The organism is Variovorax sp. GW821-FHT10B04, assembly GCF_059415645.1.
Map to the genome: position 1 here is coordinate 137,105 of NZ_JBWKNQ010000003.1, position 16,983 is coordinate 154,087.

The window sequence follows — 16,983 nt, forward strand, 5'->3', positions numbered from 1 at the left end:
CGAAAAAAAGGTCGCTCATTCTGCCAGCGCGCACTGCACCGGCTTGGCACCCAGCAGCGCAACGCAGGCCTGTGGATCGATGCCGACGAGGTAGCCGCGCCGGCCGCCGTTGATCAGTATCTTCGGCAGCTCGAGGATCGTCGACTCGATGTAGACCGGCATCGCACGACGCACCCCGAACGGCGACGTGCCGCCAACCAGGTAGCCGCTGTGCCGGTTCGCCACCTCCGGCTTGCAAGGCTCGATCGACTTGGCGCAGACCTGCCGCGCCAGGTTCTTCGTCGACACCGTGCGGTTGCCGTGCATCAGAACGAGCAGCGGCTTGGCGTCCTGGTCCTGCATCACCAGCGTCTTCACCACCATGAACGGGTCGAAACCCAGCACCGCCGCGCTGTGCTGGGCGCCGCCGTGTTCCAGGTACTCGTAAGGATGCTCCGTGAAGACCACCCCGTTCGCCCGCAGCAGTTGCGTGGCCGGCGTCTCGGATACATGCGCCTTCTTGGCTGCCATCTATGCGTCGCGGCCGATCAATTGGCGGGGTCGCGGATGTCCCAGCGAATCTTGTCGATCGCGGCCAGGAGTTCGGGCGACAGCGTCGTGCCCCATGCGTCCAGGTCCTCGTCGAGCTGGGCGACCGAGGTCACGCCGATGATGGTGCTGGCGACCTGCCATTTCGTGTAGCAGAACGCGAGCGCCAGCTGCGTCGGCGTCAGGCCGTGCTCGCGGGCCAGCGCGTTGTACAGCCGCGCAGCCCTCAGCGCATCCGGACGTCCCCAGCGCTGCTTGCGCACCGATTCGTAGCTGGAAATGCGCGCGCCCTTCGGCGCATCCGGCCCTTCGATGCCGCTCTGGTCGTACTTGCCCGTCAACAGGCCGAAGGCCAGCGGGGAATAGGCCAGCAAGGACACGTCGAGCCGGTGCATGGTTTCGTCCAGGCCGTTCTCGGCGCCGCGGCTCAAGAGGCAATAGACGTTCTGCACGGTCGCGACGCGCGGCAGTTGATGCTGCTCGGCCAACCGGACGAATTCGTGCACGCCGTAGGGCGTTTCGTTCGACAAGCCGATGTAGCGCACCTTGCCTGCCTTGACCAGCCCGCTGAACGCCTCGAGCTGCTCGTGGATCGAGGTGACAGACGTCTCCTTTTCCGGGTCGTAGTACAGGTTGCCGAAGGCCGGCACATGGCGTTCCGGCCAGTGAATCTGATACAGGTCGATCACGTCGGTCTTCAGCCGCTTCAGGCTGGCATCGCACGACGCCACGATGTCGCTCGCCGTCATGCCCTTGCCCTCGCGGACCCAGGGCATGCCGCGCGACGGGCCGGCGACCTTGGTGGCCAGCGTGAGCTTGCCGCGGGCGCCGGGGTTCCTGGCGAACCAGTTGCCGATGATGGTTTCCGTCGCACCGTAGGTTTCCTTGCGCGCCGGCACGGCGTACATCTCGGCGGTGTCGATGAAATCGATGCCGCGTTCGAGCGAACGATCGAGGATGGCATGCGCGGTGGTTTCGTCCACCTGCTCGCCGAAGGTCATGGTGCCAAGGCAGATCGGAGTGACGTGCAGATCGCTTTGGCCGAGTTGGATTTTGTTCATGCGCGGAATGCTACCGTCGTCCCTCGACCCGTGCACGACACGGCATCGGATCGGCGCCGCGCTGTCCCGCGGGTGGCGGCGAAGGTCCGCACTGGCTTCTATGATTCGGCGCATGTACCAAGCCCTCCGCCCCTCGCGCACCGAATTCGTGCCTGTCCGCAAGCTCAGCTACCACGTGCGCCTGTGGGGTGAGCCGTCGTCCACGCAGCCGCCGCTGGTGTTGCTGCATGGCTGGATGGACGTCGGCGCGTCGTGGCAGTTCGTGGTCGACGCCATGGCGCAGCAGCGCTTCATCGTGGCACCGGACTGGCGCGGCTTCGGTCTCACGCACGGCGGCGACGTCGACAACTACTGGATGCCCGACTACCTCGCCGACCTCGACTGGCTGCTCGACCACTACGCCGGCGACCGGCCCGTCGACCTGGTCGGCCACAGCATGGGCGGCAACATCGCCATGCACTACGGCGGCGTGCGGCCGCAGCGCGTGCGCCGGCTGGTCAATTTCGAAGGCTTCGGCATGCCGAGCCGCGCGCCCGAAGAAGCGCCGAGCCGCTACGGCAAGTGGATCGACGAGCTGAAGCGGTTGCACGACGGCAAGATGGCACTCGCACGCTACGACTCGGTCGACGGCGTTTCCCGTCGCCTGAGGAAGACCAACCCCCGCCTCACGCAGGACAAGGCGGACTGGCTGGCGAGCCACTGGGCGGCCAGCGACATCGACGACGCGGATGGCAGCCAGCGCTGGGCGATCCTCGGCGACGCGGCCCACAAGATCATCAACGCGAACATCTTTCGCGTCGACGAAACGCTGGCGCTGTATGCACGCATCAGCGCGCCGGTGCTGGCGGTGGAAGCATCCGACGACAGTTTCAAGGGCTGGTGGGGCACCAGCTACTCCCTGGACGAATACCACGAGCGCCTCAAATCGGTACCCGACGTGAGGCTCGCCCGGGTCGATGACGCGGGCCACATGCTGCACCACGACCAGCCCGCGCAGGCTGCGGCGCTCATCGAGGAGTTCTTCGCCCGCTGAGGACCGCCACGCCGGAGCGCCGGACGGGCGCGGCGTTATCCGACAGAAACAAGCTGACACATCGGGCAGACTCGGCGGGTTTTGCTTCCCGAGCCTTCCCAATGAAAACAGCGACGACCATCGACCCCCGGGATTTCCAGCGACTGCTGAGCCGCAACGTGAAGCTCCCGCTCGCGGGCGGGCTGATCGGCGCAGTGGTGTTCGTGTCACTGATCTTCTATCTGCTGTCGGTGATCGGCTGGGTCGAGCACACCGACCGCGTGACGCGCACGGCGGCGGAGATCCAGCGCCGCAGCATCGACATGGAAAGCAGCATGCGCGGCTTCCTGATCAGTGGGGACGAGAGCTTTCTGGTGCCCTACGACCGCGCCGAGATCCGCATCGTCGGCGACCTCAACGGCCTTCGGACGCTGGTGTCGGACAACGGGCAGCAAGTCGAACGGCTCAATCGCATCCTCAACCTGCAGAACACGTGGATCGCCTACGCACGCGAGCTCATCACGGCCAAGCGCAACTCCGGCGACTACGCAAGCGCGGTGGTCCGCGGGCGCGGCAAGAGCCTCACGGACGACATGCGTTCCGAGTTCGCAGATTTCATCGACACCGAACAGACGCTGCGCTTTCAGCGCAACAACGACGCCAACCGCACGAGCATCCTGGTCATCGGTCTGTTTCTGGTCTTCACTTTCACGCTGACCGGGCTGCTGGCGTTCTTCGGCCGGCGCCAGCTGGTACGGCTCTCGGGCAGCTACGACACCGTTCTTCGGGAACAGGAGGCGCACGCCGAAGTCCTGCAGCGGCAAGCCTGGCTGCGCAGCGCCCAGACCGAGCTGGTCGGCGACCTTGTCGGCGAACTCAACGGCCAGGACATGGGCCGCCAGATCCTCGAGTTCTTCGCACGCCACATCGGCAGCGTCGTCGGTGCGGTCTACACGCGAGAGCGCGACGGCTCGCTGCGGCGCACGGCCAGCTATGGTTTTTCTCCCGAGGCCGAAGCTCGTCCGCAGGTTCTGGGCCCGAACGAAAGCCTGGTCAGCCAGGCCGCTGCCGACAAGCGGCTGCTGCTGATCGAACCCGTGACCAGCGACTATCTGCGCGTCAACACCGGCCTCGGCGACATGGCGCCACAGGCTGCGGTGATGCTGCCGATCCTCAACGACGGGCGCGTGAATGCCGTGATCGAACTCGGCCTGCTGCAGTCACCCGACGAACGCACACGCGCCCTGCTCGACCTGGTGTCCACCAACATCGGCAATTCGGTCGCCGCCGTGCGCTACCGCGAGCAATTGCAGGACGTGCTGGCCGAGACCCAGCAGCTCAACGAGGAACTGCAGGTTCAGCAGGAAGAGCTGCGCACGGCCAACGAGGAGCTGGAGGAACAGTCGCGTGCGCTGCGCGAATCGCAGGCCACGCTCGAGAACCAGCAGGCCGAGCTCGAACAGACCAACAGCCAGCTGTCGGAACGCACCGAAGCGCTGGACATGCGCAACGCAGCGTTGCGCCGGGCACAGACCGATCTGGAAGAACGCGCCGAAGAGCTTCAACGTGCCAGCCGTTACAAGTCGGAATTTCTTGCGAACATGTCGCATGAGTTGCGCACACCGCTCAACAGTGCGCTGATCCTGGCCAAGCTGCTGAGCGGCAATCCACAAGGCAACCTGAGCATCGAGCAGGTCAAGTTCGCCGAGTCGATCTACTCGTCCGGCAACGACCTGCTCGTGCTGATCAACGACATCCTGGACATTGCCAAGGTCGAGGCCGGCAAGCTCGAAGTCGTGGCCGAGGACATCGGGCTCTCGCGCCTCACCGACAGCCTGGCCATGACCTTCACGCCGCTGGCACAGCAGAAGCAGCTGAACTTCCGGGTCGAACTGCGGCCGGGCACGCCGGCCACGCTCGTGACCGACCGGCAGCGTGTCGAACAGATCCTCAAGAACCTGTTGTCCAACGCACTGAAGTTCACCGACCGTGGCGAGGTCTCGCTCACCGTGTCCGCGGGAGCGGCTGGCGGCGCCGTGTTCGAGGTCACCGATTCGGGCATCGGCATCCAGCCAAGCCAGCAAGAGGTGATTTTCGAGGCCTTCCGCCAGGCGGACGGCACCACCAGCCGCCGCTACGGCGGAACGGGCCTCGGCCTGTCGATCTCGCGCGACCTGACGCGCCTGCTGGGCGGCACGCTCAAGGTCGACAGCACGCCCGGCAAGGGCAGCACCTTCCGGCTCGAACTGCCGGCGGAAGCGCCGCAGGCCGTGCCGCCTGCGCCGGCCGGCACGGCCTACCGTGCGCCGGTTGCGCCTCGCACGACATCGGCGGCGCCAGCGCAGAACGTGCCGCAGGCGGTGCCCGCCGTGGCACCACCGCCACCGCTCCCTCAGTTCTCCGACGACCGCAACCTGCCGCGCGATCATGTGCGCCGCGTGCTGGTCATCGAGGACGAACCCCAGTTCGCCCACATCCTGTACGACATGGCGCACGAGCTCGGCTATCGCTGCCTGGTCGCGCACGGTGCGACGGACGGCTTCAACCTCGCGCTGCAGTTCGTGCCGGACGCCATCCTGCTCGACATGCGGCTGCCCGACAGTCCCGGCCTCGGCGTGCTGCAGCGCCTGAAGGACGAGCCCCGCACGCGCCACATCCCGGTGCACGTGGTGTCCGCGCAGGACCACAGCGAAGCCGCGCTGCACATGGGCGCCATCGGCTATGCGCTCAAGCCGACCTCGCGCGACCAGTTGAAGGACGTGTTCCGCAAGTTCGAGGAGAAGCTGACGCAGAAGGTGAAGACCGTGTTGCTGGTCGAGGACGACGCGCTGCAGCGCGAGTCGGTCATGCGGCTGATCGGCGACGACGACGTCGTCATCACCGCCGTCGAATCCGGCGAGGAAGCGCTGGAACTGCTGCGCGCCCGCGTCTTCGATTGCATGATCACCGACCTGCGCCTGCCCGACATGCAGGGCAGCGAACTGCTCAAGCGCATGGCGACCGAGGAGATCTGCTCGTTCCCGCCGGTCATCGTCTACACCGGGCGCAACCTCACGCGCGACGAGGAAGCCGACCTGCTGCGCTATTCGCGTTCGATCATCATCAAGGGCGCTCGCTCGCCCGAGCGCCTGCTGGACGAGGTCACGCTGTTCCTGCACAAGGTCGAGGCCGACCTGTCGAGCGAACGCCAGACCATGCTCAAGACGGCGCGTGGCCGTGACCGAGCCTTCGAGGGCCGGCGCATCCTGCTGGTGGACGACGACGTGCGCAACATCTTCGCCCTCACCAGTGCGCTGGAGCAGCGCGGTGCCACCGTCGAGATCGGCCGCAACGGCCGCGAGGCGCTCGAAAAACTCGACCAGGTCAGCGACATCGACCTGGTTCTGATGGACGTGATGATGCCGGAGATGGACGGCCTCGAAGCCACGCGACGGCTGCGCCAGGACCCTCGTTTCGAGAAGCTGCCCGTGATCGCCGTCACCGCCAAGGCGATGAAGGACGACCAGGAGCAGTGCCTGGCCGCGGGTGCGAGCGACTACCTCGCCAAGCCCGTCGACCTCGACCGCCTGTTCTCGCTGCTGCGCGTCTGGATGCCCAAGATGGAGCGCCTGTGAAGACACCCGTGGCGCGGGTTCCGCCCAGCGCGACCGAAATCGAACTGCGGCTGCTGATGGAGGCGATCTACCTCAAGTACAGCTACGACTTCCGCGACTACACCGGCGCGTCGCAGAAGCGGCGCGTGCTGTATGCGCTGACGCAACTCAACGTGCCGAACATCTCGGCGCTGCAGGAGCGCGTGCTGCGCGACCCCGCCGTCTTCGGCCGGCTGCTGCAGTTCCTCACGATCCCGGTCAGCGAGATGTTTCGCGATCCGGGCTACTTCCTCGCGCTGCGCGAGCAGGTGATACCGGTGCTGCACACCTACCCGTCGATCAAGGTCTGGGTGGCCGGCTGCAGCACCGGCGAGGAAGCGTATTCGCTGGCGATCCTGCTGCGCGAGGAAGGCCTGCTGAAGCGCACGCAGATCTATGCGACCGACATCAATCCGGCTTCGCTCGAGAAAGCCCGCCAGGGCATCTTCCCGCTGGAGGCCGTGCGCGGCTACACCGCCAACTACCAGCGTTCCGGCGGCCGGCAGGCCTTCTCCGACTACTACACCGCGGCCTACGAGGCCGCGCGGTTCGACAGCTCGCTCGTGCAGGACGTGATCTTTGCCGACCACAGCCTGGCGACGGACAGCGTGTTCGCCGAGACGCACCTCATCTCGTGCCGCAACGTGCTGATCTACTTCAATCGCCAACTGCAGGACCGTGCCCTCGGCCTGTTCCACGAGTCGCTGTGCTACCGCGGCTTCCTGGGCCTTGGCTCGAAGGAAAGCATCGATTTTTCCGGCTACGCCGACCGATTCGATACGCTGGCACGCGCCGAACGCATCTATCGCAAGGTCTGAGCATGAAAGCTGCGCGCGCAACCACCGTTCCGCAAGTCGACGCCGTCGTGATCGGCGCGTCGGCCGGCGGCATCGACGCGCTGATCGTGTTGCTGGGTGAACTGCCCGTGGGATGGCGGCTGCCGGTGGTCGTGGTGCTGCACCTGCCCGAGGCCTACGACAGCCGGCTGGCCGAGGTGTTCCAGCATCGGCTGCCGATCCCGGTGTGCGAGGCGGCGGACAAGGCGGCCGTCACGCCGGGCACGCTTTACTTCGCGCCCTCGGGCTACCACCTGTCGATCGAGCGAACGCATGTGTTTTCGCTGAGCTGCGAGGCGCCCGTGCGCTGGTCGCGTCCGTCGATCGACGTGCTGATGAGCTCGGCCGCCGATGCCTACGGCGCCCGGCTCGCCGGCATGCTGTTGACCGGCGCCAACGACGACGGCGCCGAAGGCCTGCTGCGCATTCACGAGGCCGGCGGCCTGACGGCGGTGCAGGAACCGACGGAGGCGCAGGTCGATGTCATGCCGCTCGCCGCCATGCAGCGGCACGCGCCAGACCACGTGCTGCCACTCTCCAAACTCCGCGCTTTGCTGTTGCAACTGGACGCCATTCATGCAATTTGAAGTCGAAAGCAAGCTGCTGATCGTCGACGACCTTCCGGAAAACCTGCTGGCACTGGAGGCGCTCATCCGTGCGCCCGCCCAGCCGGTGTTTCAGGCCAGCTCGGCCGAACAGGCGCTCGACCTGCTGCTCGAAAACGAGTTCGCGCTGGCCATCGTCGACGTGCAGATGCCGGGCATGAACGGCTTCGAGCTCGCCGAGATGATGCGCAGCACCGAGCGCACGCGCCACATTCCGATCATCTTCGTGAGCGCTGCGGGCCGCGAGATGAACTACGCGTTCAAGGGCTACGAAAGCGGCGCCGTCGACTTTCTGCAGAAGCCACTCGATCCGCACGTGGTCATCAGCAAGGTCAACGTGTTCGTCGACCTGCATCGCCACCGCAAGGCGCTGCGCCACGAGATGGAGGCCCTGGCCGAGGCGCACCGGCAGCAGGCGGCTCTGGTCTGCCAGTTGCAGACCACGCAGCGCGACCTCGAGCGCGCAGTGCGCATGCGCGACGACTTCATGTCGATGGTTTCGCACGAGCTGCGCACGCCGCTCAATACGCTGTATCTCGAAACGCAGGTGCGCAAGCTGCATCTGTCGAAGGGCAACATGGCGCCCTTCGCCAACGAGAAGCTGCCGGCCATGATCGAGCGCGACCAGCGCCAGATCCAGAACATGGTCCGGCTGATCGACGACATGCTCGACGTCACCCGCATGCGCAGCGGCACGCTGTCGATCAAGCCCAAGCTGGTCGACCTGGCGGCGCTGGCGCGGCGCGTGGTCGAAAGCCTGGCGCAGCAGGCCGACGCGGTCGGCGCAGTGCTGCGGCTGGATGCGCCTGCGCCGGTGCATGGCATCTGGGACGAATTCCGCATCGAGCAGGTGCTGACCAACCTGCTGACCAACGCGCTGCGCTATGGCGGTGCGCACCCGGTCGACATCCGCGTGGCCGCGCAGGGCGTTCACCATGCGCTGATGTCGGTGCGCGACGGCGGCATCGGCGTCGCGCCGGAAGACCAGGCGCGCATCTTCGAGCAGTTCGAGCGCACCGACGACAGCCGCAAGCACGCGGCCGGGCTGGGCCTCGGGTTGTTCATCACGCGGCAGATCGTGCAGCTCCATGGCGGCGAGATCCACCTGCAAAGCGAGCCGGGCAAAGGCGCGCTCTTCACTGTCGAACTGCCGCTTCAGTCGCCTGCGCCCACGGAGTGAGTTGCGTGCATTCCTTGCGCCGCCAAGGCAGTGGCAGAGCATGAGAAAATCGACGTTTTCCCCGAACACCGTCAGGACACCCCATGGATGCAGAGCAAATCAACCAAATCGGCGCCAACCTTGCAGACCTGAGCGTTCGCACGGTCGATTTACGGAGGTATCTTTGACTACGATGCCAAAGCCGAACGCCTGAGGACGGTCAACGCGTCGCTCGAAGACCCGAACGTCTGGAACGACCCGAAGAAGGCCCAGGAACTGGGACGCGAGAAGAAGTCGCTCGACGACGTCGTCGTCACGCTCGACCGGCTCACCAGTGGCCTCTCCGACAACACCGAGCTCTTCGAGATGTCGAAGGAAGACGGCGACATGGATGGCCTGCAGGCCATCGCCGATGACGCCGCCGTGCTCGAAGCCGACATCAAGCAGCTCGAGTTCCGCCGGATGTTCAACAACCCGGCCGATCCGCTGAACGCCTTCGTCGACATCCAGGCGGGTGCCGGCGGCACCGAAGCCTGCGACTGGGCCAGCATGCTGCTGCGCCAATACCTGAAGTACGCCGAGCGCAAAGGCTTCAAGACGCAGATCGAGGACGAGACCGCAGGCGACACGGCCGGCATCAAGGGCGCGACCATCAAGGTCGAAGGCGACTACGCCTTCGGCCTGCTGCGCACCGAGACCGGCGTGCATCGGCTGGTGCGCAAGTCGCCCTTCGACTCGTCGGGTGGGCGCCACACCAGCTTCGCGAGCATCTTCGTCTACCCGGAAATCGACGACTCGATCGAGATCGACATCAATCCGTCGGACGTGCGCACCGACACCTTCCGCGCGTCCGGCGCTGGCGGCCAGCACATCAACAAGACCGACTCGGCCGTGCGGCTCACGCACATCCCGACCGGCATCGTGGTGCAGTGCCAGGACGGCCGCAGCCAGCACAGCAACCGCGACGTGGCGTGGAAGCGCCTGCGCTCGCGCCTGTACGACCACGAGATGCGCAAGCGCCAGGAAGAGCAGCAGAAGCTCGAGGACAGCAAGACCGACGTGGGCTGGGGCCACCAGATCCGCAGCTACGTGCTGGACAACAGCCGCATCAAGGACCTGCGCACCAACGTCGAAGTCTCGGCAACGCAGAAGGTGCTCGACGGCGATCTCGATGTGTTCATCGAGGCATCGCTGAAGCAAGGCGTCTGATGGCGCGGATCGAGGCGTTCATCTTCGATATGGACGGCACCATGATCGACTCCATGCCCTGGCACGCCAAGGCATGGGTCGAGTTCGCGCGCCGTCGCGAGCTTTCGCTCGACGTACCCGACCTGATGCGCCGCACGACGGGGCGAAACGCCTTCGAGTGCGCCTCGGCGCTGCTGGAGCGTGAAGCCACGTTGGAGGAAAGCGCCGAGATCACGCACGAGAAGGAATCGATCTACCGCGAACTCTTCGGCGCGGCCTTCGCCGAAGTCGCCGGATTTCGCGTGTTCGCCGCGCGTGCGGCTGCGCGTGGCCTGAAGATTGCTGTCGGAACGGCCGGTGATCAATACAACGTCGAATTCGTGATGTCGCGGCTCAACATGGAGCCGCTGCCGCTGACCATCGTGCGCGGCGACGAAGGCCTTCCCGGCAAACCGCAGCCCGCCATCTTCCTGGAGGCAGCCCGCCGCATCGGCGTGGCGCCAGAGCGCTGCGTCGTGTTCGAGGACGCGCCCTTCGGCATCGAAGCCGCACGACGCGCCGGCATGCGTGCCGTCGCCGTCTGCACCACCCATACCCCGGCGGAACTCGCGGGGCCGCATGTGATTGCGGCCGTCCGCGACTACGAAGAACTCGCCCTTACGAATTTTCTGGAGACACTCGATGTTGCGACTGCGTGATGGACAAGGACAGCCGATGGCGATCCGCCGCGAGGATTACGTCGCCCCCGCATGGTGGATCGACACGGTCGAACTGACCTTCGATCTCGACCCCGCCAAGACGCGCGTGCTCAACCGCATGCGCCTGCGCCGCAATCCCGAGCAACCCACCGGCCCGCTGCGGCTCGATGGCGACGAACTGAACCTCGCGCGCGTGCTGGTCGACGGCCATGGCGCCTCGTTCCGCATGGAAGCCGGCCAACTGGTGATCGACAACCTGCCCGACGCCTTCGAGCTCGAGATCTTCACCACCTGCTGCCCCGCGAAGAACACCAAGCTCATGGGCCTGTTCGTGAGCGAGAACACCTTCTTCACGCAATGTGAGGCCGAAGGCTTCCGCCGCATCACCTACTTCCTCGACCGTCCCGACGTGATGGCGAGCTACACCGTGACGCTGCGCGCCGACAAGGCTGCCTATCCGGTGCTGCTGTCGAACGGCAACCTGGTCGAAAGCGGTGACCTGCAAGGTCCGGGCAACGAAGGACGCCACTTCGCCAAGTGGGTCGATCCGTTCCGCAAGCCCAGCTACCTCTTCGCGCTGGTCGCGGGCAAGCTGGTCGCACGCGAACAGCGCATCACCACGCGCGCCGGCAAGGAACATCTGCTGCAGGTCTACGTGCGCTCGGGTGACCTCGACAAGACCGAGCACGCGATGAACTCGCTCGTCAACTCGGTGCTGTGGGACGAAACCCGTTTCGGCCTGCCGCTCGACCTCGACCGCTTCATGATCGTCGCAACCAGCGACTTCAACATGGGCGCGATGGAAAACAAGGGCCTGAACATCTTCAACACGAAGTACGTTCTCGCCAACCAGGCGACCGCCACCGACGCCGACTACAGCAACATCGAAAGCGTGGTCGGCCACGAGTACTTCCACAACTGGTCGGGCGACCGCGTGACCTGCCGCGACTGGTTCCAGCTCTCGCTCAAGGAAGGCCTGACCGTCTTCCGCGACCAGGAATTCAGCATGGACCTGTGCGCCGACGCGTCGGCACGCGCGGTCAAGCGCATCGAGGACGTGCGCGTGCTGCGCACCGCCCAGTTCCCCGAGGACGCCGGCCCGATGGCGCACCCGGTGCGGCCCGACAGCTACATCGAGATCAGCAACTTCTACACCGTCACGATCTACGAGAAGGGTGCCGAGGTCGTGCGGATGATGCAGACGCTGGTCGGCCGCAAGGGCTTCGAACGCGGCATCACGCTGTACTTCGAACGCCATGACGGCCAAGCCGTGACCTGCGACGACTTCGCGCAGGCGATTGCCGACGCCAACCCGGACTCCGATCTGGCGCGACTGCTGCCGCAGTTCAAGCGCTGGTACAGCCAGGCCGGCACGCCGCGCCTGGCCGCCGCCGGCCGCTACGACGCCGACGCACGCACCTACACGCTGAGCTTCACGCAGAGCTGCGCGCCCACCCCGGGACAGCCGAACAAGCTGCCGTTCGTGATCCCGGTGAATCTCGGCCTGCTCTCCGAAGACGGCCGTGCGCTGCAGATGCGCCTGGCCGGCGATACCGACGCCGTGCACGGCACGCGGACGCTGGTGCTGACCGAAGCCACCCAGGAATTCGTCTTCGTCGACGTCGACGCCCAGCCGGTACCGTCGATCCTGCGCGGCTTCAGCGCACCGGTGGTGCTCGACTTCAGCTACACCGACGCCGAGCTGCTCACGCTGCTGGCCAACGACCTCGACCCGTTCAACCGGTGGGAAGCCGGCCAGCGCCTGGCGCTGCGCAGCGCCATCGCAGCCGTCGGCGCGCCGTCGACCATTGGCACGCCGGTGCTCGGCGAGGCTTATGTCGATGCGATGCGCAGCGTGCTGCGCGATCCGAAGCTCGATGCGGCATTCAAGGAACTGGTACTGACGCTGCCGTCCGAAACCTACATCGCCGAACAGCTCGACGTGGTCGATCCGCAGCGCGTGCACGCCGTGCGCGAAGCGATGCGCGCCCAGTTGGCGGCAGCGCTCTTCTCCGATTGGGAGCAGGCCTACGAAGCCAACCAGGACACCGGTGCCTACACGCCCGATCCGCTGTCGGCCGGCCGCCGCGCGCTGGCCGGCATGGCGCTCACGCACCTGTGCCTGGCGGCGCGCGAAACCGGTGACGCCGTGTGGCCCGGCAAGACGCTGCAGCGCTTCAAGGACGCGGGCAACATGACCGATCGCTTCAATGCGCTCAGTGCGTTGGTGGCTTCGGGCAATGCGCTCGCCGGTCAGGCGCTGGCGCGTTTTCACGCGATCTTCAAGGACGAAGCGCTGGTCATCGACAAGTGGTTCTCGCTGCAGGCCGGCTCGCCGGACCGTGGCGGCAACGTGCTGCCGCTGGTCAAGCAACTGATGAAGCACCCGGATTTCTCGTTGAAGAACCCGAACCGCGCGCGCAGCGTGATCTTCAGCTACTGCAGCGCCAACCCCGGCGCGCTCCACCGCCCCGACGCCGCCGGCTACGTGTTCTGGAGCGAGCGCGTGATGGAACTCGACGCCATCAACCCGCAAGTGGCTGCACGCCTGGCACGCGCGCTCGACCGCTGGAGCAAGCTGGCCGAACCCTACCGCAGCGCTGCCCGCGAAGCCATCGCCCGCGTGGCCGCCAAGCCCGACCTCAGCAAGGACACGCACGAGGTGGTGACCCGCGCGCTGGCCGGCTGATCGGCACGACCTGAATTCTTCCGAATTCGTATTTCAAGAAAGCAACCATGGCCCAACCACCCAAGATATCCCTCACCCGCTATCTCGTCGAGCAGCAACGCGCCGACGGCCTCATTCCCGGACAGCTGCGGCTGCTGCTCGAAGTCGTCGCCCGCGCCTGCAAGAGCATCAGCCAGGCCGTCACCAAGGGCGCCCTGGGCGGCGCGCTCGGCACCGCCGAAAGCGAGAACGTGCAAGGTGAAGTCCAGAAGAAGCTGGACATCATTGCCAACGAAGTGCTGATCGAGGCCAACGAATGGGGCGGTCACCTGGCCGCCATGGCCAGCGAGGAAATGGACACGATCTACGTCGTGCCCAACCGCTATCCGCAAGGCGAATACCTGCTGCTGTTCGATCCCCTCGACGGCTCGAGCAACATCGACGTGAACGTCAGCATCGGGACGATTTTCAGCGTGCTGAAGAAGCCAGATGACCATCCTGGCGTGCACGAGGCCGACTTCCTCCAGGCCGGCGCGAAGCAGGTGGCCGCAGGCTATTGCATCTATGGCCCGCAGACCACGCTGGTGCTGACGGTCGGCAATGGCGTCGCCATGTTCACGCTCGACCGCGAGCAGGGCTCCTTCGTGCTCACGCAGGAAGACATCCAGATCCCGGCCGACACCAAGGAATTCGCGATCAACATGAGCAACATGCGCCACTGGGACGAGCCGGTGAAGCGCTACATCGACGAATGCCTGGCGGGCAAGGACGGCCCGCGCGGCAAGGACTTCAACATGCGCTGGATTGCCAGCATGGTGGCCGACGTGCACCGCATCCTGATGCGCGGCGGCGTCTTCATGTACCCCTGGGACAAGCGCGAACCTGAAAAGCCGGGCAAGTTGCGGCTGATGTACGAAGCCAACCCGATGAGCTGGCTCGTCGAACAAGCCGGCGGCGCTGCCACCAACGGCCGTGAACGCATCCTGGACCTGCAGCCAGGCAAGTTGCATGAACGGGTGAGCGTTGTTCTGGGTTCGAAGAACGAAGTCGAGCGACTGACGGGCTACCACACGGCGTAACAAGTGCGGGCAGGCTCGCCCTGCCCGCTGCCGGAGCCGCCGGCCAAGAACCGGGAACACGATCTTGCATCGTCCTCATTCTTCCGGCGGGTGTTGTGGCACGTAGGTTGACAACGTTTTGAGCAATTTGAAACAGAAGTTCACGAATGAATTTCTTTTTGAAACTGCACAAAATTGGTGAATTCAGCTAATTCGACAATTAATTCTGCAGATTACCGCATGCGACGCATTTGCCTTCACCCTGAAAAAATGCACCAATTCAGGTCACTTTGACGGCTCTCGGGGATTGTCATTAGGCATAAACCCGGCGGGATTTCTACCGTATTGCGAAGAAATAGGCGGTGATAGTCTTACACGCATGCGAAATAAATCGCATCTGCGAGAAAACTATCCGAGAACGCCATGTTTGCACTGATCCTCACCGCCGCCGCCCTGACTTACATCTTCTTCGGGCTCAGCGCCTTCAGCATGATGAAGGTTGCGTCACTGGCCGACGAAGCGGATGAGCTGCTAGGCAGACGTACACAGCGACCGCGCCGAGTCCGCGCTCCCGCCCGCAAGATGCGATTCCGGGCCCAGCGCGAAAGAAATTCGCACTTCGGCCCGCACCATCACGCCTGATTCGCGCAATTTCAGAATCAAAGACCGGATGTGAGATGACGCCACACGACATGGCGTTCGTCCGCCCAATTCGGCTTTGAACCGCCGAAGCTCGCACTTTTGCGCCATGAGTTGTAACGCGGCGGCGTAGGCGCTGCGCGGTTGGCAACACCCATGAACACGAATACCGACGACACGAGATCATCGAGTCCATAGTCGGAAGGAAGCGAGCCCATGGCCATTGCAGCTGTCCGCTGCGTGCAGCCACAACGCCATTGCAGCCATTCCTTCAAAAGGCGAGAAGCAAAGCTGTTTTCCCGAGAATCGGCTTTCCACTTGCTGAAGCGGGTCTGACCCAAGTCGTCCTTCATTTCGGCACCCTTCCGTCACGCGAATGACGGCTTCATGGATGCAGAACCCATGCCGCCCATCGCGATCACCGTTGATGGAAGCAGCCAGCGAGAGGCTGCTAAGGGTTTACCTTATGCACTTTTCATGTGACATGCGTTCATGCGTAACTATCTGTTGCGATTTGCACCAGATCGCAGCCGCATGCTCAGGGCGGCGGAGTCGCCTCGATGATCCGTGCCGCGATGGCGTCGTAATCGCCACCCAGATGGTGGCCGCCTGCCGTCGTTAGCACGCGAACGCCGGGGTTGGCGGCGATGTCAGGACACAGGGCCGAATCTTTTTCTTCCACGCCGTAAACGCACAGGGTTGCACCGGTAAGCTTGCGCGCCTCGGGTTCGATCGGTTTGTCGCCGCTCGCACCAATCCAGTTCGAAACGTGGAATTCAAAAGCCGCTTTCTTGCCAGGCGCGAGCAACGCGGTCAGGCGCACGCTGGCCCGGGTCGAGGCAGGCAGCCGATTCAGGGCAAAAGGCATGACGTCGGCGCCTTGGGAAAAGCCAATCAGCATCACGTCGGGGCGCTTCCAGCGCGCCGCGTAATAGCGGATCACGCGGTTCAGATCGGCGGCGACACCGTCCGGTGTGCGTGCAGTCCAGAAATAGCGAAGGGAATCAAGGCCGACCACGGGAATACCGCTCTTTGCCAACGACGCAGCGAGCCGCTTGTCGATGCTGGCCCAGCCGCCATCGCCGGAAATGAGCACGGCAAACCTCGTCGGGTTTTCGGTGCCCGTTGCCGGCACTTCAACGACAGGGATGTCCGCGAGCTGGGTGGGCGCAATATCGAGTGCAGCGCGGCGGGCAGCGAGCTTGGCATAGGCCGCTTCAAAGCCTGCCGGAATCTCGCCGGTATCGCCGGCCGCACGCGCGATCCAGCTCGCCTGCGGCACCCGTTCGGTGAAACTTCGGGGCGATGCGTTGCAGGCGGCAGCGGCGCTTCCGGTGTCGAGCACGGCCCAGGGAGAAGCCAGCTTCGGTGCAGGCGCCAGATCGATACCGCCGGCCGTTGCCTGCCACTGGAGCGCATTGGCCGCACAGAGCGGCATGTCCAGCATCAGCCGCGGGCAGTAACCGACGGAAAGCGCGCCGGTGAACGTGTCTGCAGGGGCCTGTGCCATCAGCGCATAAACGAACGATCCCGCCGTGCCCGTGCCGACCAGCAAGGGCTCGATGTAGGTGGGTACCTTCTCGATCGCCTGGATGTAGCGCGCGGTGTTCTCGACCGTTCCGGCCGCGTAGACGCATCCCTTGCTCAAGGGAATATTGCGTCGGTAGAACGGCGGGACCAGAACCGCAGCCACCATCGCGCCCTTGGCCGCCATGGATTGCGCCAGTTGCCGATCGCTCGCGGTCAGTGTCTCGCTGCCCGACATCAGCAGCACGAACTGCTGAACCGGCCCGTTCGGCCGATACACCTGGATGTCGTCGAACTGACCGTGCGTCATCTTCACCGGCGCAGGCAGCGCCTGGGCGTTCACGCGCGGCGCCGCCCAAGAGAAAGTCAGCG

At 65.0% G+C, this 16,983-nt stretch carries 14 protein-coding genes; 10 read left to right on the forward strand and 4 right to left on the reverse strand.

All coding sequences use genetic code 11. The annotated features are described in order from the left end of the window. Window positions 1-15: 15 nt before the first annotated feature. Complete coding sequence (locus AC07PZ_RS08865; RefSeq protein ID WP_495294687.1) at window positions 16-510, reverse strand: aminoacyl-tRNA deacylase; 495 nt, start codon at window positions 508-510, stop codon at window positions 16-18. A gap of 17 nt (window positions 511-527) precedes the next feature. Further along, a complete protein-coding gene (locus AC07PZ_RS08870) occupies window positions 528-1,589 on the reverse strand; it encodes an aldo/keto reductase (protein ID WP_495294688.1) in 1,062 nt (353 codons plus the stop codon). 112 nt (window positions 1,590-1,701) lie between these two features. Here AC07PZ_RS08870 and AC07PZ_RS08875 point away from each other — a divergent pair, with 112 nt between their 5' ends. The 10 genes from AC07PZ_RS08875 to AC07PZ_RS08920 all read left to right on the forward strand — a co-directional run bounded on the left by AC07PZ_RS08875 (window position 1,702) and on the right by AC07PZ_RS08920 (window position 15,087). After that, complete coding sequence (locus tag AC07PZ_RS08875; protein ID WP_495294689.1) at window positions 1,702-2,622, forward strand: alpha/beta fold hydrolase; 921 nt, start codon at window positions 1,702-1,704, stop codon at window positions 2,620-2,622. A gap of 101 nt (window positions 2,623-2,723) precedes the next feature. Beyond that, window positions 2,724-6,215: a response regulator gene (locus AC07PZ_RS08880; protein ID WP_495294690.1), complete on the forward strand. Its 3,492-nt coding sequence runs from the start codon at window positions 2,724-2,726 to the stop codon at window positions 6,213-6,215. Beyond that, a complete protein-coding gene (locus AC07PZ_RS08885) occupies window positions 6,212-7,051 on the forward strand; it encodes a CheR family methyltransferase (protein ID WP_495294691.1) in 840 nt (279 codons plus the stop codon). The genes AC07PZ_RS08880 and AC07PZ_RS08885 overlap by 4 nt, the downstream gene beginning before the upstream one ends. A gap of 2 nt (window positions 7,052-7,053) precedes the next feature. Beyond that, entirely contained in the window at window positions 7,054-7,656 is a 603-nt protein-coding gene (locus AC07PZ_RS08890) for a chemotaxis protein CheB (protein ID WP_495294692.1), read from the forward strand. Beyond that, complete coding sequence (locus AC07PZ_RS08895; RefSeq protein ID WP_495294693.1) at window positions 7,646-8,854, forward strand: hybrid sensor histidine kinase/response regulator; 1,209 nt, start codon at window positions 7,646-7,648, stop codon at window positions 8,852-8,854. Before AC07PZ_RS08890 ends, AC07PZ_RS08895 begins: the two co-directional genes overlap by 11 nt. An 83-nt stretch (window positions 8,855-8,937) precedes the next feature. Further along, a protein-coding gene (prfB, locus tag AC07PZ_RS08900) for a peptide chain release factor 2 (RefSeq protein WP_495294694.1) occupies window positions 8,938-10,042 on the forward strand; the annotation gives its coding sequence in 2 pieces (ribosomal slippage) (window positions 8,938-9,018 and window positions 9,020-10,042; 1,104 coding nt in all). Beyond that, window positions 10,042-10,719, forward strand: coding sequence for an HAD family hydrolase (locus AC07PZ_RS08905; RefSeq protein ID WP_495294695.1), 678 nt, complete (start codon window positions 10,042-10,044; stop codon window positions 10,717-10,719). The genes prfB and AC07PZ_RS08905 overlap by 1 nt, the downstream gene beginning before the upstream one ends. Then, on the forward strand, window positions 10,703-13,408 hold the full coding sequence (pepN, locus tag AC07PZ_RS08910; protein WP_495294696.1) for an aminopeptidase N: 2,706 nt from the start codon (window positions 10,703-10,705) through the stop codon (window positions 13,406-13,408). Before AC07PZ_RS08905 ends, pepN begins: the two co-directional genes overlap by 17 nt. A 47-nt stretch (window positions 13,409-13,455) precedes the next feature. Further along, window positions 13,456-14,466, forward strand: coding sequence for a class 1 fructose-bisphosphatase (locus AC07PZ_RS08915; protein ID WP_495294697.1), 1,011 nt, complete (start codon window positions 13,456-13,458; stop codon window positions 14,464-14,466). A 402-nt stretch (window positions 14,467-14,868) separates the two neighbouring features. Next, window positions 14,869-15,087, forward strand: a complete 219-nt coding sequence (locus AC07PZ_RS08920; RefSeq protein WP_495294698.1) for a hypothetical protein — start codon at window positions 14,869-14,871, stop codon at window positions 15,085-15,087. A gap of 17 nt (window positions 15,088-15,104) precedes the next feature. Here AC07PZ_RS08920 and AC07PZ_RS08925 read toward each other — a convergent pair whose 3' ends face one another. Then, window positions 15,105-15,437, reverse strand: coding sequence for a hypothetical protein (locus tag AC07PZ_RS08925; RefSeq protein WP_495294699.1), 333 nt, complete (start codon window positions 15,435-15,437; stop codon window positions 15,105-15,107). A 185-nt stretch (window positions 15,438-15,622) separates the two neighbouring features. Continuing rightward, on the reverse strand, window positions 15,623-16,954 hold the full coding sequence (locus AC07PZ_RS08930) for a virulence factor family protein (protein WP_495294700.1): 1,332 nt from the start codon (window positions 16,952-16,954) through the stop codon (window positions 15,623-15,625). Window positions 16,955-16,983 lie beyond the last annotated feature (29 nt).